This is a genomic window from Streptomyces sp. NPDC001450 (assembly GCF_053597295.1).
The window spans coordinates 118,634-141,568 of the sequence record NZ_JBSFHY010000010.1; the positions used below are offsets into that span (position 1 = coordinate 118,634).

Below are 22,935 nucleotides of genomic sequence, written 5' to 3' on the forward strand. Positions count from 1 at the left end.
TGACCTCCGGGGAGGGGGCTGCGGCACGATCGGGTGACATCTGAACTGGCTTGCCCTGTAGGGTGGGTGGGAAGGATGTCGCTGTGTCCAAGCCTTATCCCGAGGAGTTCCGCGAGGACGTTGTGCGGGTCGCGAGGAACCGCGGCCCGGGCGTGACGCTCGAGCAGGTGGCCGCGGACTGTGGGCCCGACTCCTGCCCCCGTCGACCCACCGGCCTATGACTTGCATCTCCCACACTGCCTGAGCTTCTGCGCTTCAGCCTCCTTCTCGGTCATTTTGGTGACCCCCAGGGAGGTGTTCTGCCCGCTGTGCGGGCATGGAAGTTGACATCTGTGCGTCAACAGTTACGGCAGTCCCCGGCGCTACGTGCATCTGGCTCATTGAGCTTCTTCAGCGTTGCCGCTCCAGGGTGAGGACGGCTTTGGCGATTGACGTCATGCGGTTTCGGCTGCATCGGGATCTGCGGAAGATCCGCCAGGACTTCAGGCGCGCGACGCCGCGTTCGACCGGTGCCCGTGCCGCGGCCAGGGCCCGGTTGACGGTCTTCTCGGTGAGGGTGAGTTCCTGCAGGGGCCGGCGTTTGATGCCCGTGGTCACCCAGGGGCCGCCGCCCTGGTAGGCGAAGTCGGCCAGGATGGGGACGCCCTGGCGCTCGCAGATGCGGATGATCCGGTGGGGTACGGGCCGCGGTCAGGCCGTGAGTTCGGCCCGGCATCGCGGGCGAGAGCCACAGCAGCCGGCCGTCCGGATCGGTGACCACCTGCACGTTCACCCCGTGCCGGCGGTGCTTGTGGGAGTAGTCGGCCCGTCCGTCTCCGACCCGGTCGCACTCGGCGAGCGTGCCGTCCAGCAGGACGAAGTCCTCATCGGCCTCGCGCAGGACCTTCAGCAGATCCGGCGCACGTTCGGCGAGCAGGTGGATGACCGCGCTGGTGTAGGCGTGGGCGGTGGATTCGCTGACCCCGAACGCGGCAGCGATCTTCGCCAGGGTGGTGTGTTCGCGCAGGTACACCAGTGCCACCATCGCGCGTTGAGATGGGCGGAGCTTGCAGCGCCGGTCAGCCTCGCGGGTGACGACGAGCATGGTCACCCACTCCACGAGTGCATGGGGCAGGTCGAGTGCGGCAGGATAGATGACCAACGAGGCCCCGAGCAGCGTGGTTGAGACGTCAGACATCTCGATCAACAGCTCGGGGGCCCCTGGTCGACGTTACCGCGCCCCGCCGACAGGCCGGATCCGTGTTTCTTCACTGCTCGCTCACGGCTGGGGCGGCGGGCTGTTGCTGCGCGGGAACGAGAACCGTCGGCACCGAGGTCGGCTCGGCGGCCCGGAACAGCTCCGCCGCCGACCGCCCCCGCCGCCAGTTGTGTGCCAGGACGTTGAGCAGGTAGGCGTCGTCCGGTTCCTCGGAAGCCACGGCGAATCGAGTAGTTGGCGAAGGGCTGCTCACTCACGGACCCTGCTCGATCCCAGTGGGAACCAGGCTACCCAGCATGGCCCGGGTCTCGGGATCGGTTGAGTACAGTACGGTTCCGGCCAGTCCACGCGTGAGTAGCACTTTGTAAGTGTTTCGTATGAGAGAGTCGAACGCTTCCGGTTTCGCCTTTTTCACTGTGTGGTCCTTGCTCCCTCCACGAACAGCACGCCACCCATTTCTGCGCCACACCAGGTCGGGACCGAAGATCACTCCATTCCAGGCGTACTCGAATCCCTGGGCCGTATAGATGCACCCGATCTGCTCGAAGCCTGACGGATCAGTGGCCCAGAGAGAGGATACGGGCGCCCCACCTACAGCTCGCTCACCTCTGAGGTTCCAGGGCCTGCGCCATGCCCCAATGACCACGTCGTCGACCAAGCTGCCGTCAATTCGCGGGTCGCTCCACTGCCAGCAGAATCCCGCCGTCATGCGAGAAGTGTAGCCAGATTCTTGTCGACTTCGGAGACAGCTCTCCATTCTTTGAGGCGATTCGACGACGAGCAACTCGAAATTTTCCTCGGACTGCCATTGAATCGGACCACCGGGCTCAAGGCCGAGGAGACGGAGGACCCAGTATTCGTAGGCACGGCTCCCGCCGCACCGGAACTGGCTGTTGAGATCGACATGGCGAACGATGCACCCACGCGCGTGAGCCGCGTCGTCAATGGTCTTGACGCTTCCCATCTCCCCTGGCCTCACGACCTGATGCTCGTCGAGGAGGAAAACAGGAACCCTGGCTGCGTCGATGAGTTCCTCCACTTGACTTCGACCGCTCCGATGCCCGGTGTACGCGCCCTGCCCCGACGACCGCTGGCGAATGCGATGGGCTTCGTCGCAGATCAAGACATCCAGCTCGTTTCGTTCTCCATTTGCGAAGTCGAAGAAATAACGGAAGAGCTTTGGAATACGGTCGTTTCTAGTGCCGACGACGTGCCGGAGAGTGGTGGTGAAGGACTTGGATCCGGTTGCGTGGACGACACTTCGCCCGTTCCTCCCGAGGTGTCCCATGAGGTGCAGCGCGATGATGCTCTTACCCGAACCAGGACCCCCGGATATCACTAGGACTTCCTTTTGGTCCGACTGCCGCGACAGGTCCGCTGCCCGCTTCACCAAACGAGCCGCCACCTCTTGCTCATCCATCAGGATGAACGCACCGCCGTCGATTATCTCCGCAGCAGCGGCACGCATTAGTTGACGGCCGGGAGCCTGGGGGCTGGCCAGAAGAGAGTCACCCTCGGGCGAGCCGTCCAGGGCAGAAAGGCGGGCCTGCAGATACTTGATTAGTTCGCCGCGGGATGTATCCGTGAAGAGTTGCGCCCTCGCGTCGGGATATCTTAATAGTTCGCTGACATTGTGATCGGCTGCGTAGTGCAGATAGGCCACGCCCGCGACGGCGTCCTCCTGATCACTCAGCACATTGGTGAAGTCCTGCAGATAGTCGCAGTAGCGACGTACCTGGGCCACGGGATGCAGAACCGGTCGATTGCCCATTCTCGGCACTAGACATAAATTGTCAGTGCCGGGAACGAGGCGCGCTTCGCTCCACTGCTTGAGCTCTACGATGACGTAGGACGGTCTGCCCGTCGTGGGGTGGGAGCCGGCAAGGATAACGTCTGCGCGCAGGCTGGTAAGGGGTAATCGGTGCTCGATCAGCACCTCGATGTCATCAAGCCCCGCGTCACACAGAACCTCTGCAAGGGCCGGGAGGCTGTTCTCCCACGAGTGGCGTTCACTGGGCGACGGGTTCTGGGAGAGTACGGAGCGGTACTTCTGGGCGAGCCGCTCGAAGAGCGCTCTGTCGCTGCACTGGTCGAACAGGGCACGTGCGGACATGCGAAGAAGAGGCACGGACCATCTCCATGAGGGCGGTGGACTCGAAGGCAAGGGGGTTGGCGGAGGCTCCGGGAACCCCTGAGGTGCATCTGGGCAGTCAGGCGAGCGGCAGGCGATACTCGAAGCTCCGCGGCCTCAGGTCCTCCTCAGCCGGCGCCCAGTCATGGAGGTGCAACACCCTGCCGCCACTCGCCGTGTAGCTGTCGGTCCGCATGTCCACCTTGATGTCGCTGACGACAAACAGGTCCACGGTGTTCTGCGGGTCCTGAGCATGCTCGACCTCGTTGATCGTCAGGTCGACGCTTGTGGCTGCTCCCGTTGTCCCCTTCACCTCAACGCGGCGCTCTTCCCCGCCACGCACGCAGTGGAGGTCGTACGGCTTGCCAAGGCGTTCAACTGTCCAGCCCTCTCGCTCGTAGTGCGCGACCGCCATGTCCTCCGCGTGCAGTTCGATGGCCTTGCGCTTCTTGGGGTCGGAGACGAAGCCCGCTCCGTTGGAGGGCCGCTTCGGTGGCTTGGGCGGCTTCACCTGCTCCGCGGTGAAGCCGGGCGTGCGGTTCAGTGCCACTGTCTGCTGTTCGGACCAGCTCGCCAGGATCCCGGCCGCATCGAGCAACGGCTGCGGATCCATGTCGACGAGAATGCCCATGCCTCGTTGAGTCCCTGAAACACGTATGGCGTCACTGGCGGCGATCCCCAGCGACCCGTCCTCATCGAGACGGACATCGTGGAGTACAGCCAACGGCTCGATACCGAAGCGCACCGGGTACTTGATGGCGCTCTCGGCTTCCTCGTCCGGCCAGTGAGGAGCCTTTGCCTCGTAGAAGTTCTCACGTACTTCGAACAGGTACAGAGTGATCCTCTTGGTACTCCATACGTCGAGTGGTACGCGCGGCCCCACTCCCGTGGCCAACACGGCGAAGCGTGGGCGCGCAGACCGGTACTCGGGCCTCCACAGAGGGAACCCCCACGACCGGGTTTCGATCCCGTACTGCAGGTTGCGCTGAGTTGCGGACGATTGGCCGACGTGGACCATCACGAAGCAGGCTGTCCGCGACGGACGGTGGAGGGGGGCAGGAAGGTCGTCCGTGCGGCTGTCCTCGTGCCTCGACAAGTGCCTTCCGCCGTGACCGCCTGCCTCTGCGTCGATCCCAATGATCGGCTGAGCTCCATGACCATTCCGCATGGCGATCATATTTTCATATAACTAAAGCCAGGGGCTGGCGACTTGGCAACACAGACCAGACACAGGGCCAGGGGGCGAGGTCGCGCCTCATCTTCACGGAACCGATTACCGGCCGATGTCCCGTCAGCTTGCACTGGCCCCGCTTCAACCAGGGCCCGCTGGTTCGCCCGGTCTTGGCCACCCGCGATCTGTATGCCCATCAAGCCGAGTGGCCCGACCCACCAACGACAATGCCGACGACGCATATGTCGCTGGCTCGCCCCGCTTGGGCCGTCGGTCGTGGCCGCATCGACCAGTTCGAGGACTTCGATCTCCGCCGCCGCTGCATGGTGACGGTGGGGACAAGTGAGGTGGCGCGGGGGTGGGGTCACGCTTCACCACCCGGTGGCTCTGCCGGCAGCACCGAGGAGCGGCAGAGGATCGCGAGGGGCGGCTCCGCACGCTGCGGCCGGAGCACCGATCGCCTACGTGCCCACTCGATTCACCGGGAACGACCATCTGGATCACCAGCTCACCAGTGCCGACCAGCGGTTCCCCCCGCCCCCATGCCCCGAGTCCCCCGCCGCGGCACCCGGCATGAGGTGCCCAAAGACCCCGTCACCAGCGAAACCCTGAGGCCGGGGTCTTCGCGTCTGTGCAGCGCTGTGCCGCCGGAAGCGGCCCTGTGTCGGGGGCCGTGGAAGAGCTGTGGGCGGGATCTTGGGGCATCGGCGCAGGTGAAGCCCGTAACGGACGAGGCATCTGGCGCAGGGCGGCCAGACACCACTACAACCAGCGCAGCAGCCGATAAGTCTCATCTCGTAACGGGTGTGGAGGCGCAGATGGATGAGCGCAAGTCCGGGCTGAGCAGCGGCCGGGAGGAGTACGTCACTCCCTTTACCTGGGGCCCGCTGGCAGTCGTCGTGGCCATCGTGGTGTGGATGGCATTCGGGCCGCTTGGGCCGTTGTGGCTCTACGTTCTCGGCTGGGCGGTGGCGCTGGCTGCAGCGAACGGTGTCTCCTGGCTGCTGGTACGCCGCCGGGGCCGGGCTCATCGCGGGGCCGGCCAGATTCCTTCGCCGGGCCGGCTCGTGGCGGGGCTGCTGCGGCTCGGTCCGGAATCGTGGCTGTTGGCCCCCCGCTGGGCCAAAGCCCGTTTGGCCGCCGGGGGTTTCCTGATGGCCGCCACCATTGCCGGAGTCATGGGATGGAAAGCTGGTCAGGAGTATCAGATGCTGGCGAACCTCCGGCACCACGGCCACAGGACCGACGCAACCGTGGTCGAGATCACCAGCCGGTCGGAGGAAGGCTGGGCGACCGCCGTGACCGTGCGCTTTGGTACACCGTCTGGCCCCGTGCAGGCGGAAGTCAATGTCGCGGTCGGCTCAGCAACTGATGCGAAGCCAGGAACGCGCATACCCGTCGTCTACAACCCGGCGCGACCCACCGAGGTCCGCCTCGCGTACCTCGACGGACGTGACGCCGACGGAATCCGACAGGGTTCGATCGTCATCGGGCTGCTGGCGGTGGGCTTGCTGGCGGGCACCGCCGGAGAGGTGGTGCGTACCAAGCGGCAAACGGAATCAGGCAAGACGCCAGACACCTGGCGCCCAAGGCCCTAGGTGTATTGACCTGAAGCGTTGTTCACACGGCTGATCGGTGGGTGGCCGCCGAGTGCGGCGTGGCAGCGGTGGTGGTTGTAGGTATGGAGGAAGTCTGCCAGGGCTTCGGTCCTACAACTACCATCGCCCCCCGGCGGCCAGACACCCTACGAACGCCTCAAGCAGAAGACCACGGCCCAGGCCGCTGCTTCAATCGGTTTCCTCGTGAGTCTTGCTCGGTATTCGAACGACGAGGAGGGCGACGTCGTCGATGCCGGGCGGCTGGACGCGGCGAAGGAGTTGGTCGGTGAAGGAGGACAGCGGCCGGTGCGCGAGGGCAGCGGCGTGTCGGCGGAGCCGGTTGAGGCCGTCATCGAGGGTATGGCCGGGGGCCTCGATGAGGCCGTCGGTGTACAGCAGCAGAGTGGACCCAGGCGGCAGCACGGCGGTGGCATCGGAGCGGGAAGTGCGGACTCCGGTTCCCAGCAGCAGGCCGTGGCCACCGGTGAGGTAATGGGCCAGGCCGTCGCGGGTGATGAGCAGGGGCGGGGGGTGGCCTGCGTTGGTCCAGGACATCTGCCAGTGCCCCTCGTCTGTTTTGGTCACCCGGGCAAAGATGAGGGTGGCCATGCTGACGTCGGTGATGGGCATGATCGCCTCATCGATCCGCTCGACGACCCGGCTGGGGGGTTCTTGCTGGGACCAGCCGTACGCGCGGAGCATGTTGCGCAGCTGGGCCATACCGGCCGCGGCCTCCAGGTCGTGGCCGACGACATCGCCGACGGCCAGGGCGGTGGCGCCGTCTGGAAGAGTGAAGGCGTCGTACCAGTCGCCGCCGACCTGCGAGGCGTCGGGTGCGGCCAGGTAGCGGACAGTCATCTCCAAGCCAGGAACGCGTGGCATCTGCGGCAGCAGATGGTTTTGCATGGTCTCGGCGACCTTACGCTGGCGCTGGTAGAGCCGAGCGTTGTCCAGGGCAATGCCGGCTCGGCGAGCGATGTCCTCCAGCAGGGTGAGGTCGGCCCCGGTGAAGTGCCCCGGTTTCTTGGCGCGCCCCAAGGTAAGGGCCCCAAGGACATCGCGGGTGCCGCGCAGGGGCACGATTGCCGCGGAGTGCATGCCAGTGGCCTCGAACAGTCGACGCTGCTCCGCGGCGATCCCGGAATCCGGAGCGCCCTGGTAGGTCTCGGGTCCGGCCAGGGCAGAGGCGACGCCGCGCAGAGCCCGGGACAGGGGCATCGGGGACTCTGCCGGGACCGGCGGCATAGGCCCCTGCAAGTCCTCGTGCTGCACCAGGGTGTTCCCTTCAGCGTGGAACACGGCGGTGCGCCACACCTCGTCGCGTTCGGTGATCAGGTCGATGACGACCCAGTCCGCCAGTCGGGGCAGAACCAGGGACACCAACCGGTCTAGGGCTTCGTTCACAACAAATGTGGAGGTCAGCTGGCTGGTGGTTTCAGCCAGCAAGGCCAGTCGTTCGAATTCGCTCAGCCGATCGGCGGTCTGTTCCGAGCGCGCACCAGTGTCGTGGGCTTGCTCTGAGGCGTGGAAGATCACGAGTGATCCAGCATCCGGGCCGCCGGTGCCGCAGGGCGCAATGAGCCACGAAATGAGCAGGAGGGTTCCGTCGGCACGCGCGAAGTAGTCCCTATCGGTCTGGGCTGGGCGCCTGGCATGGAACGCCTGCCGCATGCTGCACTGGCTGGTAGGGAGCGGCTGGCCCTGTGGCCCGCGGTGCAGCAGCTCGTGGGCATCCTGGCCGACGAGCTCTTCGGCGGAACGACCCAGCAGACGCTCGGCAAGGCTGTTGACGGCGACGATGCGGCCCTGCTCATCAACGACGTAGGCGGCAGCACCGATGGCTTCCAGTGCATCCGTGAGCCGGACACCAGGTACACCACTCGACTTCCTGAAATCGGTCTCCGTGGCTTCCGGCTCCGTCATTTCCGCGCCTCCTGGAGATCGGGCTTCCGTGTTCCGCTCGCTCGGCCGTTGCGCGAGGTCCCCGCGTCTCTACCTATATGCCCGCCGCCGGGATAACCAGATCTGTCATTCGGTGTCGGCAGACCACAGACCACTACGGGATCAGTAAGCGACGGACCCGCCTTCCGGAGACGCCGTCGTCCAGCTTCCCCTGCGCAACACCCCGAGGTGAACATCGTCCGGTCTCATCGCCCATGTCAGCTGTCGATCACCCCCCGGCCGATTCCCTCTTCCACTCACCTAACGAACGGCGTATCTCCTGTCAAGTTACGTGTTTGTGTGGCATGACGGATATCTCCCACCCCCTGTCTCCTGGTTCCACGGCCGCATCGAAGCAAAGGGCAGCGGCCCCGCAAGACCTTCGAGATCGAGGTGGAATCCCATGAGCACGCAGAATCATGTACCGGGCGAAACGATGGAACGTGACGGCAGCCCGGCCCCTGCGCAGGACTCGCACGTGTTCGCCGCGTCGGTCGGATCGTCCTACGACCGGTTGGCGCGGACCGAGCGGTACCGCTGGTGGCAGCCACTGGTCGCCACGCTGGTCGCCGCGGTGGGCTGGTGGCTGTCCCTGTTCCCGCTGGGCTTCATACTGGGCGCGGCAGCCGCGCTGGCCGGAGTCGAGCTGGGCGGTCCCGGGCACGTGCTGTTCACCGATCCTCTGTGGGACGCCGCCACCTTGTTGCTCATGTTGGCGCTCATGCTCCCGATGGTGCTGCTCGCCGCACGCCTGGTGCAGCGCCGGCCAGCCGGCAGCCTGTCCTCGGTGACCGGCCGGGTGCGCTGGCGTTGGCTGCTGGTCTGTCTGGGGATGGCCGTGGCCGCGGCAGTGCTCCTGATCATCCTGGCGGCCGCCCTCACCCTCATGTTCGGGTCCGGCGTGGACGGCTCGGCGTCCGACGCATGGGTGGGCTGGCCGGCGTTCCTGGCCTCCGCCACGGTGTTCGTCCTGCTGGTGCCGCTCCAGGCCGCTGCCGAGGAGTACGTCTTCCGCGGCTGGATCCCCCAGGTCTTCGGCTGCTACCTGCGCACCCCCTGGGCCGGCAGTGTCATCGGCGCTCTGCTCTTCGCCGTGGCTCACGGACTGGGTACCCCGTGGGGCTTCGCCGACCTGATCCTGTTCAGTCTCGTCCTGAGTTTCCTCGTGATCCGTACCGGTGGCCTGGAGGCGGCCGTCGCCTACCACGTGGGCACCAACCTGGTCCTCATGCTCCTCGCCGCCACCACCGCGGGCGGCGTCGCCGACCACCGCACCGCCGCGGACGGCTCCTGGCAACTACTGGTGGCCGGAGCGGTCGCGCTGGCGCTGTACGCGTGGGTGGTCCTGCACCTGAGCCGCCGGCTCCACGTCGCCCGCACGGCGCCCGCACCCGTGCTGCTTGCGGCGTCCCAGGTGTCCGGCAGCCCCGCCTGCTGACGGGGGCGTGGCCACAACGCCAGGAACGCGACTCTCGCATCCCCGTCGGCGCGGCGGGCCGGGCCATGGAAGTGGGCCGAGTCACGGAGGTGGCCCGGCCCACTGGCGTATGCGCGATCCCGGCGTCCGGCACGCCGGGGCTCACGAGGACGGTCGCGCATCGCGACTGGTACCCGACACGCTGTGGACGGTCACTCTCCATCGGACCACTCGATCCACCGGTGCAATCCGGAGCGAACCCATGCCCGAAGCTCGAAGGTGCGGCTCGTACGCATGACAACGACCAGGGCCTTGGCGTACAACATGCTGGCGTCACCTGCTGTCGCCGGACCAGCGGCGCAGCACGGCCTCACTTCCTTGGAGAACGTGTGCTCCTGAGCGATACGGATGGCCTCTTCGCTGCCTTAGTACTCCAGCCGGACTTCTGTATTTTTGCTGGTCAACGGTCTGGCGGTGGGGAGTGTAGCGGGGGTGTGGCCTGCGCGGGACGGTCTTGGGTCGGCCGTCCACCCAACGTGTGCCCGCGCCGCATGTAATGACAACGCCGGGCACGTGCTTGTGGCGACGTCGCCATCGGGACCACTTCACCGCGTGGTCGCAGCGTGCAGGACGGCGACGGGGTTCAGCTGCCAGCAGACGACGGATTTCGGCTGGTGTGAGGGCCACGAGGTCGGGTGTGTCGGCCTCGTCGCCCCCTTTTCGCGCTTCTGCACGGCCATCACCGCGAGGAACACGTGGGCCAGCATGGCGAGCGTGATGTGCCGATACCAGCCCACGTAGCGACGGACCTCGTACTGGTCCAGGCCGCACTCGTTCTTCGCACTCTGGAAGCACTCCTCGATCTTCCAGCGGCATCCGGCGATGCGGACCAGGTCGGCGACGGTGGCCTCCAGCGGGGCGCAGGCGAGGTAGTAGGCGATCTCGTCGGGCTTGCTGATGCTGCGGCGGGCCAGCATCCACCGCTGCCGGGCCGGCTCGTCACCGTCGAACTCCCGCACTGCGGGCAGACGGGCGGCGGCCCAGTCATAGAAACGTTCGCCATTGGCTCCCGGGCCCGCCGACAGACGCTGCCATGCCCCGGGCGGGGCCTGGGCGAGGACGTGGTCGATGCGCGGGCCGTGGACGGGCTGGGACTTGGGCACGGCGACCACGTAGGAGAGGCTGTGGTCTTCGAGGAATCGCCGGAAGTGCGAGTCCTGTCCGTAGGCGGAATCCGCGGTGACCCAGGCGATGGGGAGCGGGGAGGCCAGGGCTCGCAGGATCATGCCTCGGGCGAGGTCGCCCTTGGTGGCGAAGGTGCGCTCGTCGGGGATGCGGGCCGCTTGGCAGCGTTCCCGGTCGTCTGTCCAGGACTTGGGCAGGTAGAGCTCGCGGTCGACCAGGGCGTGTCCGCGGCTGGTGGCGTAGGCGGCGAACACGCCGATCTGGCAGTTCTCGGTCCGTCCGGCGGTGCCGGAGTACTGGCGCTGCACTCCGGCGGAGGTGGTGCCCTTCTTCACGAAGCCGGTGTCGTCGAGCATCAACACGCCGTCTGCGTGGCCGAGTTGTTCGGCCACGTATGCCTGGAGGTCGTCACGCAGGCCGTCGGCGTCCCAGCGGCTGTGGGAGAGCAGGTGCTGCAGGCCGTGTGGGGTGGTGTGGCCGGCGTACTCGGCGAGCTGCCAGCTGTTCTTGCGGCCAACCGGGCCGAGCAGGCCGCGGACGTAGTCCCGCATCCGCCGCCGTGCTTCCACACGGCAGAAGCGGACTCCGGTCTGCAGGAAGAGTTCTTCGAGTTCCAGGTCCCAGGCGTTCGTCGGTACATCGTGGATCACAACAACGGACTGCTCGCAGCGTTGTTATTACATGCGGCGCGGGCACACGTTGGGTGGACGGCCGACCCAAGACCGTCCCGCGCAGGCCACACCCCCGCTACACTCCCCACCGCCAGGCCGTTGACCAGCAAAAATACAGAAGTCCGGCTGGAGAATTAGCCGCCCTGAAACTGCCACGCGGCGAGTACGTGGTGTGCGGATCTGCCGCCCTCTACGTCCGCGGCCTACGTGCTCGCATGGGGGACCTGGACGTTCTCGCGCGAGGTGAGGCTTGGAAGCGGGCCCTTGCCCTGGGAGCTCCGGAGCCGACGGTCTCGGGATACGGCCTGAGGGTTGTCCATCCGACGGCTTCCATCGAAATCATGGACCGCTGGACCCCAGGCTGGTCGACTGACCGGCTGATCGGCGACGCCGATGTCATCGACGGCGTCCCCTTCATGCGGCTTGGCGACATTCTGCGGTGGAAGATCGCTGCTGCCAGACCAAAGGACCACGCCGATATTGCAGCGATCCGGCATCTCTACCGCATCTGGACGGCGATGCAGCGCCACTGTCGCCTGCTTTCCCAGCTGCACAGGGGCCTGGACAGCCCGCCACCGATGAAGAAGTGCCGGCGGAAGGAGAAGGCGATCGCGGTCTCCCTGGTGTCCGACTCTCCTGAGCCGCCCCCCGGGTGCTGACGTCCCCTCATCAGTAACCGCGGCTACTCATTGCCTATGGATGGCAGCCGCGACAATGACACCGTCGCGCACTGTGTATGTGCCTGCGAAGTGACGGTGGGTTCCGTCCGTCTGGGTGGCATCCAGCTCGACCTCCACCGTCTCACCATTGACGGATTTGATAGTGACCGATTCGTTGGCCGTGCCTTCGAAGGATTTCTCGAAGGACTCATAGGACCCGCCCTGAATGTTCTTTCCGCCGAGTTCCCAAGCCCGCCTGTAATCACCGGCGTTGATAGCGTCGAAATACGACTTCACTGTGCTGCCGGGGCTCTTCACGGCCGGTGGCGTAGACGCCGTGGAGCTCGTCGACGACGATGGGGAACTCGCCGTCGTTGATGGGGAACTCGCCGTGGTCGATGGAGAACTCGCCGTTGTTGATGGAGAACTCGCCGTGGCCGATGGGGAGTTGCCGGTAGTCCATGGGGGGTTTTCAGACGTCGGCGTGACCCTCGGGGACTGTTCCGTAGGCTGCCTCGGGAGAGTCCGGGTGACGGTCGGCGTCGTGGAATGCGACCTCGACGTTGTTCCGTTCTCGGTGGTGAGTGCCCACACCAGACCGCCGATCAGAACTGTCGCCAGTACAGCAGCGAGTACGACCAGCAGCCTCCTGCGGCGACAGCGACCGGTGTCCGGGGCATCCGGAGGGGGCGAGCCCCTGGCCGTCGGTGCTGTGCCCGGCGGAGGGGCACCCGGTCCCCGGTCTTCTGGAAGCCTGCCGTCGTACGGCGGCACGGGTATCGATTGCGCCGGCCTCGTGGACTGGTCGGCGGGCGCTTCACCTGCGGATTCCGCCCCCTCGGGACGAACCACTTGGGTGGCGGAATATGTTTCTTGTGGGGCGGCTGCCACTCCGGCTGCCACGTCCTCCAGCATGTGCTGCGCCCGGCTTGCCGTGGGCCGCGCATCCGGGTCCTTGCGCAGCAGCGCCTCGATGACCGGGGCAAGAGGGCCCGCGTGACGCGGTTCGGGCAGCGGGTCCGAGATCACGGCCTGCAGCGTGCTCAGGGTGGAGGTGCGCCGGAAAGGCGACTGGCCCTCGACTGCGGCGTACAGGGTCGCGCCCAGGGACCACAGGTCTGAGGGCGGACCCGGCCGGTGGCCCGCAGCGCGTTCTGGGGCGAGGTAGTCGGGAGAACCCACGATGTCTCCGGTACGGGTGAGCCCGGAGGAACCTTCGAAGAGAGCGATGCCGAAGTCGGTGAGCACGACCCTGCCGCTTCGCTCCAGCATGACGTTGGCCGGTTTGACGTCGCGATGCAGAATCCCGAGCTGATGGGCCCTGTCCAAGGCAGCCAGTACCGCTGTCCCGATCCTTGCGGCATCCCGCGGCAGCAGGGTTCCCTCGGTGGCGATGATGTCCGCGAGGGACTGGCCGTCGATCAATTCCATGACGATCCAGGGCCTGCCACCCTCCTGCAGCACATCGAATACGGTGATCACGTTTGGATGTCTGATTCGAGCCGCGGCCCGAGCCTCCTGCTGCATCCGAGCATGCAGGACGGACTGATCCTCTGGTGTCAGACCGCTTACGATTACTTCCTTCACCGCGACTTCGCGGTCGAGCAACTCGTCGTGAGCTCGCCAGACCGTGCCCATGCCCCCGTGGCCGAGCTGCTCGACCAACCGATACCGTCCGGCAAGCAGTCGTGCATCGCCCTCATGAGCAGGTGACTGCTCCATGGCTGTCCCTGTCCGCGCCCAGTCCGGGGCCACTCCACACGTGGAACAGGTGCACTAGGAGTACATAGAGTGCCAGCGCTTAGCCGACTCGGCCGCTGTGGTGGCCCGCTGGGGCACTGGTCAGATCTGCCTTCGTCGTCGAGGGAGACATCGTCGGCATCGGCCACTCTGCGTTCAGTCTGATCGGCGATCAGCTCCGGGAGTACGTCGATTCCGGTGAGGTGTCCCTCAATGTTCACGATCTGACCGTGTCGGTCGATGGCGGCCGCAAAACGCTGATCGCCGGCGTTTCCTTTCCCGTCGGCGTGAAGTGCCTGCTCGCAGTGATCGGCCCGAGCGGCTCGGGCAAGTCCACCCTCCTGAACGCGCTGTCCGGGCTGCACCCCGCCGATCACGGCACCGTCCTGTACGACGGCCGCGACCTCTACCGCCACTATGCGGAGCTGCGCCAGCGCATCGGTGTCGTACCGCAGGACGACATCCTGCACATCCAACTGACCGTGCGCCAGGCTCTGGGCTACGCCGCGGAACTGCGCTTCCCCCAGGACACGACCCCGGCTGAACGGGAGGAGCGGGTCGGGGAGGTCATCCGAGAACTCGGCCTGCACGAGCAGACCGAGCAGCCTCTGCATCGCCTCTCAGGCGGCCAGCGCAAACGGGTGAGCGTGGCTCTGGAACTGCTGACCAAGCCGTCGCTGCTCTTCCTCGACGAGCCGACCTCTGGACTCGACCCGGGCATGGACCGGTCCCTGATGGAGATGCTGCGGGGTCTCGCCGACGACGGACGAACGGTCATCGTGGTCACCCACAGCGTGCTCAGCCTCCAGGTCTGCGACTGGCTGCTCGTCCTCGCCCCCGGCGGCAAGACCGCCTATTACGGGCCGCCCGAGGACGCCTTGCGTTATTTCGGCTTCTCCGAGTGGCCGGAAGCGTTCGAGGCGTTCGAGGCCGACCGCGACCGGGACTGGGCCGGAGAATACCGGCGCTCGCCCCAGCACCACCAATACGTCGAGGCTGCCGGTGTGCGGCCGAGCGCACCCCGATCCGACGCAGGGCAGGCGAACGGCCCGGCTCCGCGCCCCCAGACCTGGACAGCGCAACTGAGGACGCTGGTGCGGCGCTATGCGGTCGCGCTCAGCGCCGACCGGACCTTTGTAGCCATCATGATCGCGCTGCCGTTCGTGATGGGAGCGCTGGCCCTCGCGCTCGCCAAAGGTCGTCTGGGCCAGGAGACGGCGACGACCACGCTGCTCATTCTCTGTGTCGGCGCCGTCCTGACGGGAGCCGCCAACGCGGTACGCGAACTGGTCAAAGAGCGCGTGATCTACCAGAGAGAAAGAGCCGTCGGGCTGTCCAGATCGGCATACGTGATGTCCAAGGTCATCGTCCTCGGCTCCGTCACGGTACTGCAGGCCGTCGTGCTCACCCTGGTGGCCCTGGCCAGTGTCGACTTGAACGCGCCCGGCGGCCACGGAGTGTTCACGGCTCCGCTCGTGGAGATCATCCTGGCCGTGGCCCTGCTGGCCTTCACCTCCATGATGCTCGGGCTCCTCGTCTCTGCCCTGGTGAAGAAGGAGGAGGTGACCATGCCGCTGCTGGTCCTCCTCGCCATCGTCCAGGTCGTGTTCTGCGGCGCCCTGCTGAAACTGCACGGTGTCCCCGTGCTCGACCAACTCACCTGGCTCGTGCCCTCCCGCTGGGCTCTGGCCGCCATGGCCTCAACTGTCGACCTTGTCCGTGTCGCCCCCGACAAAGCCGACCCGTTCTTCCACCACACTGCAGCTGCCTGGCTGCGGAACATGGGCGTACTCGTCGTGTTCTCGGCCGTGTTCGGTTACGCCGTCACCCGACTTCTGCGCCGTCATGAGCCCGTCGTCATGCGGAAATAGGAGCAGTGCGAAACCGCTGGTCGCGGGGCTGATATGAGTTGCTGATCGTGATCTCGTGCCGGCGCGGGCGGTGCCACAGCTCAAGATCGTCGAATCGCTCCGGGTCGGCTCCTGCGCCTCACCGCGCTGTGCGGCCGACGAGCCACAGTCATCGAAGTCTGACGATCCACTGCCGATTCCGGCAGTCGAAGGACGAGCCACACAACGTGCGGGAGAAGCGGTCGCAGAAGCCCCGAGGCGCCGCCAGAACATCCGCCCCGGTGCCGGGACAAGCCGTATGGGGCCCGTGATGCAATGGGGCCCGACGGAGCGGATCTCGGTGTGGGGTGGGGCGTGTTGAGTAACGGTGGGCCCGATGCGGGGAGTTTCGAGCCGTTGGAGGACGGCGATCCGCGGACCGTGGGCGGCTACCGGCTGGTGGCCCGGCTCGGGGCCGGCGGCATGGGGCGGGTCTATCTCTCGCACACCCCGGGCGGACGGGCCGTCGCGGTCAAGGTGATCCGGCCCGAACTGGCCGAGAACGCCGAGTTCCGCAAGCGGTTCCAGGCCGAGGTGGCCGCGGCGAGCCGGGTCCACGGGATCTACACCGCTCCCGTCGTGGACAGCGACACCGAGGGGGCCATGCCGTGGTGCGCGACCGCCTACGTGCCCGGGCCCTCCCTGTCCGAGGCGGTACGCGATCACGGGCCGTTGCCCGTCGACACCGTGCTGCGGCTGATCGCCGGTGTCGCGGAGGCACTGCAGGCCGTGCACCGCGAAGGCATCGTGCACCGGGACCTCAAGCCGTCGAACGTGCTGCTCGCCTCCGACGGCCCGCGCGTCATCGACTTCGGTGTGGCACGGGCAGCTGACGCCACGTCACTGACCCAGAGCGGTACGGCTCTGGGCACCGTCGCGTACATGGCGCCGGAGCAGGTGCTCGGTGCGGAGGCCGCCCCCGCGGCCGACGTGTTCGCGCTGGGGCAGACCGCCGTGTTCGCGGCGACGGGCGGTGCCGCGTTCGGGGACGGGGATCCGCACGCGGTGCTGTACCGGGTGGTGCACGCGGAGCCCGATCTCAGCCGCGTACCGGCCGAGATTCAGGATCTCGTGGCCCGGTGTCTGCGCAAGCCCGCCGCCGAGCGGCCCACCGTCGAGGAGGTCATCCGCTCCGTCCAGGAGATCCAGGCCTACCGCGGTGACGAGGCTCGGTACGCGTCCGGGGCGTGGCTGCCGGGCGGGTTGGCCGCGGGAATCGAGGCTCGGGCCGCGGATGCCGATCAGGCCCGGGCGCGGGTGGTGGATACGGGTAGCACGGCGGCTCAGGCCCCTCCCCCCGCGGGCGCTTTCGGGGCAGCCGGCGGTCCCGTTGCTCCCCAAGCTCCCGGTGCTCCTGGCGCCTTCCCCTCCGCAGGTCCCGGCGCGTTCGGGCCACCTGCAGCCTACGCCCCCACCCCTCCGTCGCACGCCGCGCTGCCCGGGCCCTTCGTCATGGCGCCGGGGGCGTACGCTCCGGTCGGCGGGCCGCAGCCGCAGGTCCCGGCCGACGCGCAGACGGCGCCGGTGGCCGCGGGCGGCAAGGGTCGCAAGGGGCGCGTCTGGCTGTTGTCCGTGGCCGCCGTCGTACTCGTCGCCTGTGGGGCGGCCGTCACCTCGCTGTTCGTTCCGGGGAACGGTGACAAGGGCGGTGCGCAGGCCCGGGAAGTGACCGCGTCGCACTCGGCCTCGACCGCTGCGCCCTCGCCGTCGTCGTCCGGCTCCCCGTCCGCCAAGGCCTCGAAGAAGGCGAAGGCCACCAAGTCCGCTGTGCCGCCCAGTCCTTCGGGACCCCCGACGCCCACGCGGACCGTGTCCTCGGCTCCGCCGAGCACCGCGGCGAGCAAGCCCGCGGCTCCGAAGGCGCCGGTCCCGGTGACGTACGCGGGGATCCGGATGACCAAGAGCCACGACCTGTACCTGGCGGACACCCCGGTGCGGTCCAAGGCGGACACCGGCACCTCCGACGAGGATCTGACCTACGCCGTCTACTCCTCGGGCGCGCTCCTCGCCCCCGGCACCACCTCCGGCAGCTCGCTCGCCCTGCTGCCCGTGGGGCGGCAGGGAAGCCTGGACGTGTGCAAGGCGGCGACCGGCTACAAGAGCTACATCTGGATCAAGGACCTCACCGTCGGCCAGCAGATGTGCGTGATCAGCGGGACCGGACATGTGGGGCTGGTGACGTTCCGGGGTTCGTCCGGGACGACGTACGCCGATCTGGACGTGCGGGTGTGGCGTAACGCGGCCTGAGACATCGGCGATGCCCGGGTCGGCTGCTCGGTCCTCTCCGAGGGCGCGGAGCTGACCGGCCCCGCGGGGACGGCGTCGCACGCGAAGGCATCGAGGTGGGAGAGGAGTCCGACTGCTGCGACGGAGCTGATCCCTTCCGGTCGGCGCCTATCGCGCGCTGGGTCCCTGCAACGACTCCTCGTCGTCGTTCGCGGCGTACGGGTGGACGAATCCCTCGTCGTCGTAGGGGGTGAACCAGTCACCCGCTCCGGTGGGGTCGATGTCCAGGTCGTCCTCGGTGAGGTCCCCTTCGACGCTGTCGGCGAAGGCCTCCAGGGCCGCGCCGACCTCCTCGGTGAGGAGGTCGTAGAGGTCGGCCGTCACCTCGGCCTGGGTGAGGAGGAATCTGAGGAGGAGTTCTTCCGCGATGCAGGTCGGACGGGCGGGGTGCGGCTGGGTGAGGCGGGCGGTCAGGGTCACCGCCGTGACGGTGAGGCGGCGGGCGAACAGGACGGTGTACTCGTCGGCGAACTGCGGGGGCAGGTCGTCCAGGAGCATGAAGGTGGCGTCGCTCTCGGCCACGGTCGGACCGTCGTCCTCCAGGCTCGCCAGGTCGGTGAAGAGTTCGTCCACCAGGAGGTCGATGGCGAACACGAGGGCGCCGGCCGCGATCTCCGCCGCCTCCCGGCCGACGGTCCGCTCCTCGGGATCCTCGGAGTAGCCGAAGCAGTCGAGGGGGAAGGCCGCCAGCAGGGGCGCCAGGGCGCGGAGTCTGGAGCGCATGGCCTCGACCTCGGCCGGGTCGAGACGGCCCTGGGCCGGGGCGGGCTCGGCGGCCCGGTGGCGTCGGGCGCGTTCCGCCGGGTCGGACGGCGGGGCGTCGGGGCCGTCGGCCGCGTCGAGGCTCTCCTGGAGCAGCTCGGAGTTCAGCTCCACCGCGCACCGGGTGATCTGCCAGTCGGCGAGCGGTTCGGTGCGTTCCAGGAGTTCCGCCACGACCTCACGAGCGGCGTCCTCCGCGAACTCCAGGGCCGGTGCGTCCACGAAGAGCTTCAGCAGGACCCCTCCGGGATGGGCGGCGATGACGTCGTCCATCAGCTCGATCTCCATGCCGTCGGGCCCCTCGACCGCCTCGAGCGAGTCGAACCCCTTCCTCAGCAGGAAGATGACGCCCTCCCGCTGGAGCGCGTCGAGTTCCGGAGCGCCCTTGGGAGGGGCCATGGCCACGGTCACCATGTATGTCACCCCCTCATCGTGCCCGAGTCGTCCCGCCTCGGGGAGGGAATCAGGGGGTCATCTTCAGCCGTCGGCCGTGCCTCGAGTGGGCCGCGGGGGGAACGGTCAGGTTCCAGGCCCGGAAGGTGAGGGTGAAGCCGAGGGTGGCCGGCCATCACCAGGTTGCGCCAGGCGGCCGCGGACGGTCGGTCACCGGTCGGCATCGTCACGCTCCCAGCGGGTCGGTCCACCCCCCTGAGTAGCAACGTCTCTCATGGCCGGCGATCGGGCTCCGGGCCGCATCCGGACGGCGCGGTCAGGCCGAGCGCTTGCGGGACGCCGTCTTCTTGGCCGGGGTCTTCTTCGCCGTCGTCTTGGCCGTGGACGCCGTCTTCGCGGTCTTCGCCGTCTTCGCCGTCTTCGCCGTGGACTTGGACGTCGTCTTCGCTGCGGTGGTCTTCGCGGCGGCCGTCTTCGCCGTCGACTTCCTCGCCGCCGCCGTCTTCTTCTTCGCGGCCGTCTTCTTCGCCGCCGTGGAGGTCGACTTCTTGCCGCCCGTCTCCTTCGGGGTGGCCCGGTCGCGGGCGAGGGGCCTGACCGCGGCCTCCTCGGTCGGGGCCGGTGCCTCGCCCCGGCACTCCCGGGCCGCGCGCACGCTCTTCTCCAGGGCCGCCATCAGGTCGAGCACCTTGCCGCCGGCGGCGGGCTCTTGGGCCTCGGGCGGGGTCTCGCCGGCCGCCTTCGCCGCGATGACCTCCTCCAGCGCCTCGCGGTACTCGTCGTGCAGGTCCTCCAGCTCGACCTCGCCGAGGGTGTCCATCAGGGCGTCCGCGAGGTCCAGTTCCTTGTCGCGGACGGTGACGCCCACGTCCGGGGCGACGCCTTCGGGGGCGCGCACCTCGTCCGGCCAGAGCAGGCCGTGCATGGCGATGGCGTCGCCGACCACGCGCAGCATGCCCAGGCGTTCGCGGCCGCGCAGCGCGTACTTGGCGATGGCGACCTTGTCGCTGCGCTTGAGGGCCTCGCGCAGGAGGGTGTACGGCTTGGCGGCGGGGGCTCCGCCGGCGGCGAGGTAGTAGGCCGCGTCCATCTGGAGCGGGTCGATCCGGTCGGCCGGCACGAAGGCGACGATCTCGATCGTGCGGGCGGTCGGGATCGGGAGGTGGGAGAGGTCCTCGTCGCTGATCGGGATGATCGTGCCGTCCGCGTCCTCGTACCCCTTGCCGATCTCGGCCTGGCTGACCTCGCGGTCCTCCAGTTCGCACACCTTGCGGTAGCGGATGCGGCCGTTGTCCTCGGTGTGGATCTGGCGGAAGGAGATCGAGTGGCTCTCGGTGGCGTTCACCAGCTTGATCGGGATGCTGACGAGACCGAAGGAGATGGCGCCGTTCCATATGGATCGCACGTGCAGCACCCTTCCTTCCGGTTTCTGGTATTACGTGGCTGTATGCCTGGAATGGTCATCCTATGACGCCCATCACCGACGTGGAGGGGCGACGGGTCGCGCTCAGCAACCTGGAGAAGGTGCTGTATCCGGAGACCGGCTTCACCAAGGGGGAGCTGGTGCACTACTACGTGACCAGCGCCGAGGCGCTGCTGCCGCATCTGCGCGACCGCGCGCTGTCCTTCCTGCGCTATCCGGACGGGCCGGACGGGCAGGTGTTCTTCACCAAGAACGTGCCGCCGGGTACGCCCGAGTGGGTCACGACCGCCGAGGTCCCGCGGTCGGAGGGGCCGGCCCGGATGGTGGTCGTGCAGGACCTGGCGAGTCTGGTGTGGGCGGCCAACCTGGTCGCCGAGTTCCACACGCACCAGTGGCTGGTGCAGTCGCCGGACGAGGCCGACCGGCTGGTGTTCGACCTGGATCCCGGGGCGCCCGCGACGATCGTGCACTGCTGCGAGGTCGCGCTGTGGCTGCGGGAGCGGCTGGCGGCGGACGGGATCGAGGCGTATGCCAAGACGGCCGGGTCGAAGGGGCTGCACGTTCTGGCGGGCGTGCGCGGGGGCTCGCCCGAGCGGGCGAGTGAGTACGCGAAGGCACTCGCGGTGGAGGCGGAGCGGGCCATGCCGCGGCTGGTGGTGCACCGGATGACGCGGAGCCTGCGGCCGGGGAAGGTGTTCGTGGACTGGAGCCAGAACGCGGGGCGCAAGACCACGGCGGCGCCGTACACGCTGCGGGCGCGGCGGGTTCCGTCGGTGTCGGCGCCGGTGACGTGGGAGGAGGTCGCGGAGTGCCGGGCGGCGGGGCAGCTGGAGTTCGTGGCCGGAGACATCGCCCCGCGCCTGCAGGACCATGGGGATCTGCTGGCGCCGCTGCTGGATTCCGGGCGGTCGGCGGTACTGCCCTGAGGAGGAGTTCTCGCCCCCGCCGCCCCCACCCGTCCCGCCGAGGGGACTGCGCCCCCCTGTGACCCCTGCTGGGGGCTGCCGGCTTCTTCCGGGCCGGGGCTGACGGGTTCGCCCCTCCTACACCCTCCCCCACGTCCCCCGATCCCGTGCCATCGCGTGCAGTGCCTCCACGTCCGCCGGCTTCAGTACTCCGCCCAGGCCGCCCAGGCCGGCCAGTGTCGCCAGGTCGGTGTGCCGGAGGACGCGGATGCCGCGAGGTGGGGCCGTGATGCGCAGGTCGGCGGGGTCCACCAGGGCCAGGACGGGGCGGACCTCGGCGGTGAGGGCACAGGATGCGCGGTCGGTGGTGGCGCGGAGGTGGCGGAGCAGGGGCTCGGGGTCGTGGCGGCCCAGGGTGATCATCGGGTCGGTCGCCTGGACCCGCTGTTTACGGGCGTACAGGGCATGGACGACGTAGAGGCCGCCGGGGCCTATGAGCAGGTGGTGGATGCGGTCGCCGCCCGGGAGCGGGACGGAGTGCAGAGCGTGCCAGCCCGCTCCTTCCAGCTGGTCCAGGGCGTCGCCGACGGCCTGCTCCGCGGTCAGGGCGCGTCGGCGCGGGTCCGGGCGGAGCCGGTGGGCGGGGCCGGGGTCCCGGTCGAGAGCGACGAGGAGGGCCTCGCCGGGGCGGTTGGGCGCCAGGTCGTCGTCCGGGTGCAGGGTCAGCCGGGCCAGTTCCGCGGGAGTGGGCACCGGGGGCGGGCCCACGGTCACCTGGCCGGCCAGGAACGGCTCCAGGGCCTCCAGGACATCCGCCTCGCGGTCCTCGGCGATCAGGTTCACCCGGCCGGTCGCACGGTCGTACCAGGCGATGTTCCCTCCGTCCGGGCCGCAGACGTACAGCCGTTCGTGGCCGTGCCGCCAGGTCGGCACCACGCGCAGTCCGCTCATGCGCCATCACCCCTCGACCATGGGAACAGGCGGGGTGCTCCCACGCAAGAACCCGGTTACCTTGGAGAGCGGCCCTGTGAGGGGGAGTTGGGGAGGCGCCGTTGCGAACCCGCGGAGAGCAGCCCGACGTACCGGCTCCGGAGAGCCCCTGGAGCGAGATAGAGCCCGGCCTGTGGATGGGCGGGCACGAGTTCCGGGGCCGTTCCGGGCGGCTGGAGTCCGCCGTCGTGCGCGATCAGTTCGACGTCGTGCAGTCGCTCCTGAGGCTGCCGGGGTACGGCCCCGGCCCCGGGACCGAACATCATGTGTGGCCGATACCGGACGGACCGCTCGACGGCACGCAGCTCGCAGGAGTGATACGGCTGGCGCGGGCGGCGCACGAGGCGCTGGACACCGGCCGCTCGGTGCTGGTCCGCTGCTACCACGGCTACAACCGCTCGGGCCTGGTCGTCGCGCACACCCTGGTCCGGCGGGGTCGCAGCACCGAGGAGGCGATCGAGCTGATCCGCGCCCGGCGCTCCCCTTGGGCGCTGCACAACCACCTGTTCGTGGAGTACCTGCGCGCGGGACTGGCCACCGCCCGACTGCTGGAGGAACTGGCCGAGTAGCCTCTCC

General features: G+C 68.2%; 17 protein-coding genes and 3 pseudogenes. 7 read left to right on the forward strand and 13 right to left on the reverse strand.

Annotation, left to right across the window (positions count from 1 at the left end):
* Positions 1-390: 390 nt before the first annotated feature.
* The 4 genes and pseudogenes from ACWC5O_RS13620 to ACWC5O_RS13635 all read right to left on the reverse strand — a co-directional run bounded on the left by ACWC5O_RS13620 (position 391) and on the right by ACWC5O_RS13635 (position 4,227).
* A pseudogene (locus ACWC5O_RS13620) lies at positions 391-1,141 on the reverse strand (transposase family protein).
* A 106-nt stretch (positions 1,142-1,247) separates the two neighbouring features.
* Entirely contained in the window at positions 1,248-1,418 is a 171-nt protein-coding gene (locus tag ACWC5O_RS13625; RefSeq protein WP_450580854.1) for a hypothetical protein, read from the reverse strand.
* Between the two features lie 33 nt (positions 1,419-1,451).
* Positions 1,452-3,311, reverse strand: coding sequence for a DNA/RNA helicase domain-containing protein (locus ACWC5O_RS13630; RefSeq protein ID WP_450580855.1), 1,860 nt, complete (start codon positions 3,309-3,311; stop codon positions 1,452-1,454).
* 97 nt (positions 3,312-3,408) lie between these two features.
* Positions 3,409-4,227: a protein NO VEIN domain-containing protein gene (locus tag ACWC5O_RS13635; RefSeq protein WP_450581096.1), complete on the reverse strand. Its 819-nt coding sequence runs from the start codon at positions 4,225-4,227 to the stop codon at positions 3,409-3,411.
* Positions 4,228-5,318: 1,091 nt separating this feature from the next.
* On the opposite strand from ACWC5O_RS13635, the gene ACWC5O_RS13640 reads away from it, so the two are divergent.
* The gene (locus ACWC5O_RS13640) at positions 5,319-6,098 is read left to right on the forward strand and encodes a DUF3592 domain-containing protein (protein ID WP_450580856.1); all 780 of its coding nucleotides are present in this window, start codon (positions 5,319-5,321) and stop codon (positions 6,096-6,098) included.
* On the opposite strand, the pseudogene ACWC5O_RS13645 reads toward ACWC5O_RS13640, so the two are convergent.
* Both ACWC5O_RS13645 and ACWC5O_RS13650 read right to left on the reverse strand, forming a co-directional pair.
* Positions 6,095-6,211: pseudogene (locus tag ACWC5O_RS13645) on the reverse strand (IS481 family transposase); the annotation flags it as partial. The gene ACWC5O_RS13640 and the pseudogene ACWC5O_RS13645 overlap by 4 nt on opposite strands.
* Positions 6,212-6,287: 76 nt before the next feature.
* Entirely contained in the window at positions 6,288-8,021 is a 1,734-nt protein-coding gene (locus ACWC5O_RS13650) for a SpoIIE family protein phosphatase (protein WP_450580857.1), read from the reverse strand.
* A 421-nt stretch (positions 8,022-8,442) separates the two neighbouring features.
* Here ACWC5O_RS13650 and ACWC5O_RS13655 point away from each other — a divergent pair, with 421 nt between their 5' ends.
* Positions 8,443-9,477: a CPBP family intramembrane glutamic endopeptidase gene (locus tag ACWC5O_RS13655; protein WP_450580858.1), complete on the forward strand. Its 1,035-nt coding sequence runs from the start codon at positions 8,443-8,445 to the stop codon at positions 9,475-9,477.
* A gap of 584 nt (positions 9,478-10,061) precedes the next feature.
* Here the strand turns inward: ACWC5O_RS13655 and ACWC5O_RS13660 are convergent.
* Entirely contained in the window at positions 10,062-11,291 is a 1,230-nt protein-coding gene (locus ACWC5O_RS13660; RefSeq protein WP_450580859.1) for an IS701 family transposase, read from the reverse strand.
* 362 nt (positions 11,292-11,653) lie between these two features.
* Between ACWC5O_RS13660 and ACWC5O_RS13665 the strand changes: the two genes are divergently transcribed.
* Positions 11,654-11,971 carry a hypothetical protein gene (locus tag ACWC5O_RS13665; protein ID WP_450580860.1) on the forward strand — a complete coding sequence of 106 codons (318 nt, stop codon included), beginning with the start codon at positions 11,654-11,656 and terminating at the stop codon, positions 11,969-11,971.
* 27 nt (positions 11,972-11,998) lie between these two features.
* Here ACWC5O_RS13665 and ACWC5O_RS13670 read toward each other — a convergent pair whose 3' ends face one another.
* The 3 genes and pseudogenes from ACWC5O_RS13670 to ACWC5O_RS13680 all read right to left on the reverse strand — a co-directional run.
* Positions 11,999-12,289, reverse strand: a complete 291-nt coding sequence (locus tag ACWC5O_RS13670) for a hypothetical protein (RefSeq protein WP_450581108.1) — start codon at positions 12,287-12,289, stop codon at positions 11,999-12,001.
* Positions 12,234-12,434 carry a hypothetical protein gene (locus tag ACWC5O_RS13675; RefSeq protein ID WP_450581109.1) on the reverse strand — a complete coding sequence of 67 codons (201 nt, stop codon included), beginning with the start codon at positions 12,432-12,434 and terminating at the stop codon, positions 12,234-12,236. The genes ACWC5O_RS13670 and ACWC5O_RS13675 overlap by 56 nt, the downstream gene beginning before the upstream one ends.
* 512 nt (positions 12,435-12,946) lie before the next feature.
* Positions 12,947-13,693 (reverse strand): annotated as a pseudogene (locus tag ACWC5O_RS13680) (serine/threonine-protein kinase); the annotation flags it as partial.
* 248 nt (positions 13,694-13,941) lie between these two features.
* Between ACWC5O_RS13680 and ACWC5O_RS13685 the strand changes: the two are divergent.
* Positions 13,942-15,582 (forward strand): ATP-binding cassette domain-containing protein, encoded by a 1,641-nt coding sequence (locus ACWC5O_RS13685; RefSeq protein ID WP_450580861.1) that lies wholly within the window; start codon positions 13,942-13,944, stop codon positions 15,580-15,582.
* Positions 15,583-15,918: 336 nt separating this feature from the next.
* Positions 15,919-17,847, forward strand: a complete 1,929-nt coding sequence (locus tag ACWC5O_RS13690) for a serine/threonine-protein kinase (RefSeq protein WP_450580862.1) — start codon at positions 15,919-15,921, stop codon at positions 17,845-17,847.
* A 147-nt stretch (positions 17,848-17,994) separates the two neighbouring features.
* Here the strand turns inward: ACWC5O_RS13690 and ACWC5O_RS13695 are convergent, their stop codons facing one another.
* Positions 17,995-19,062: a hypothetical protein gene (locus tag ACWC5O_RS13695; RefSeq protein WP_450581097.1), complete on the reverse strand. Its 1,068-nt coding sequence runs from the start codon at positions 19,060-19,062 to the stop codon at positions 17,995-17,997.
* Positions 19,063-19,357: 295 nt separating this feature from the next.
* Positions 19,358-20,446 carry a non-homologous end joining protein Ku gene (gene ku, locus ACWC5O_RS13700; protein ID WP_450580863.1) on the reverse strand — a complete coding sequence of 363 codons (1,089 nt, stop codon included), beginning with the start codon at positions 20,444-20,446 and terminating at the stop codon, positions 19,358-19,360.
* 62 nt (positions 20,447-20,508) lie between these two features.
* Between ku and ligD the strand changes: the two genes are divergently transcribed.
* Positions 20,509-21,390 (forward strand): non-homologous end-joining DNA ligase, encoded by an 882-nt coding sequence (gene ligD, locus ACWC5O_RS13705; protein WP_450580864.1) that lies wholly within the window; start codon positions 20,509-20,511, stop codon positions 21,388-21,390.
* A gap of 117 nt (positions 21,391-21,507) precedes the next feature.
* On the opposite strand, the gene ACWC5O_RS13710 is transcribed toward ligD, so the two are convergent.
* Positions 21,508-22,320 (reverse strand): nuclease-related domain-containing protein, encoded by an 813-nt coding sequence (locus ACWC5O_RS13710; protein WP_450580865.1) that lies wholly within the window; start codon positions 22,318-22,320, stop codon positions 21,508-21,510.
* A gap of 101 nt (positions 22,321-22,421) precedes the next feature.
* On the opposite strand from ACWC5O_RS13710, the gene ACWC5O_RS13715 reads away from it, so the two are divergent.
* On the forward strand, positions 22,422-22,928 hold the full coding sequence (locus ACWC5O_RS13715) for a protein-tyrosine phosphatase family protein (RefSeq protein ID WP_450580866.1): 507 nt from the start codon (positions 22,422-22,424) through the stop codon (positions 22,926-22,928).
* Positions 22,929-22,935: the final 7 nt, after the last annotated feature.

Excerpts from the sequence above, each read along its gene's own strand:
- ACWC5O_RS13630 (WP_450580855.1), bottom strand. The coding sequence starts at position 3,311 with ATGTCCGCACGTGCCCTGTTCGACCAGTGCAGCGACAGAGCGCTCTTC.
- ACWC5O_RS13640 (WP_450580856.1), top strand. The coding sequence starts at position 5,319 with ATGGATGAGCGCAAGTCCGGGCTGAGCAGCGGCCGGGAGGAGTACGTC.
- ACWC5O_RS13650 (WP_450580857.1), bottom strand. The coding sequence starts at position 8,021 with ATGACGGAGCCGGAAGCCACGGAGACCGATTTCAGGAAGTCGAGTGGT.
- ACWC5O_RS13655 (WP_450580858.1), top strand. The coding sequence starts at position 8,443 with ATGAGCACGCAGAATCATGTACCGGGCGAAACGATGGAACGTGACGGC.
- ACWC5O_RS13665 (WP_450580860.1), top strand. The coding sequence starts at position 11,654 with ATGGACCGCTGGACCCCAGGCTGGTCGACTGACCGGCTGATCGGCGAC.
- ACWC5O_RS13675 (WP_450581109.1), bottom strand. The coding sequence starts at position 12,434 with ATGGACTACCGGCAACTCCCCATCGGCCACGGCGAGTTCTCCATCAAC.
- ACWC5O_RS13695 (WP_450581097.1), bottom strand. The coding sequence starts at position 19,062 with ATGGTGACCGTGGCCATGGCCCCTCCCAAGGGCGCTCCGGAACTCGAC.
- ligD (WP_450580864.1), top strand. The coding sequence starts at position 20,509 with ATGACGCCCATCACCGACGTGGAGGGGCGACGGGTCGCGCTCAGCAAC.
- ACWC5O_RS13710 (WP_450580865.1), bottom strand. The coding sequence starts at position 22,320 with ATGAGCGGACTGCGCGTGGTGCCGACCTGGCGGCACGGCCACGAACGG.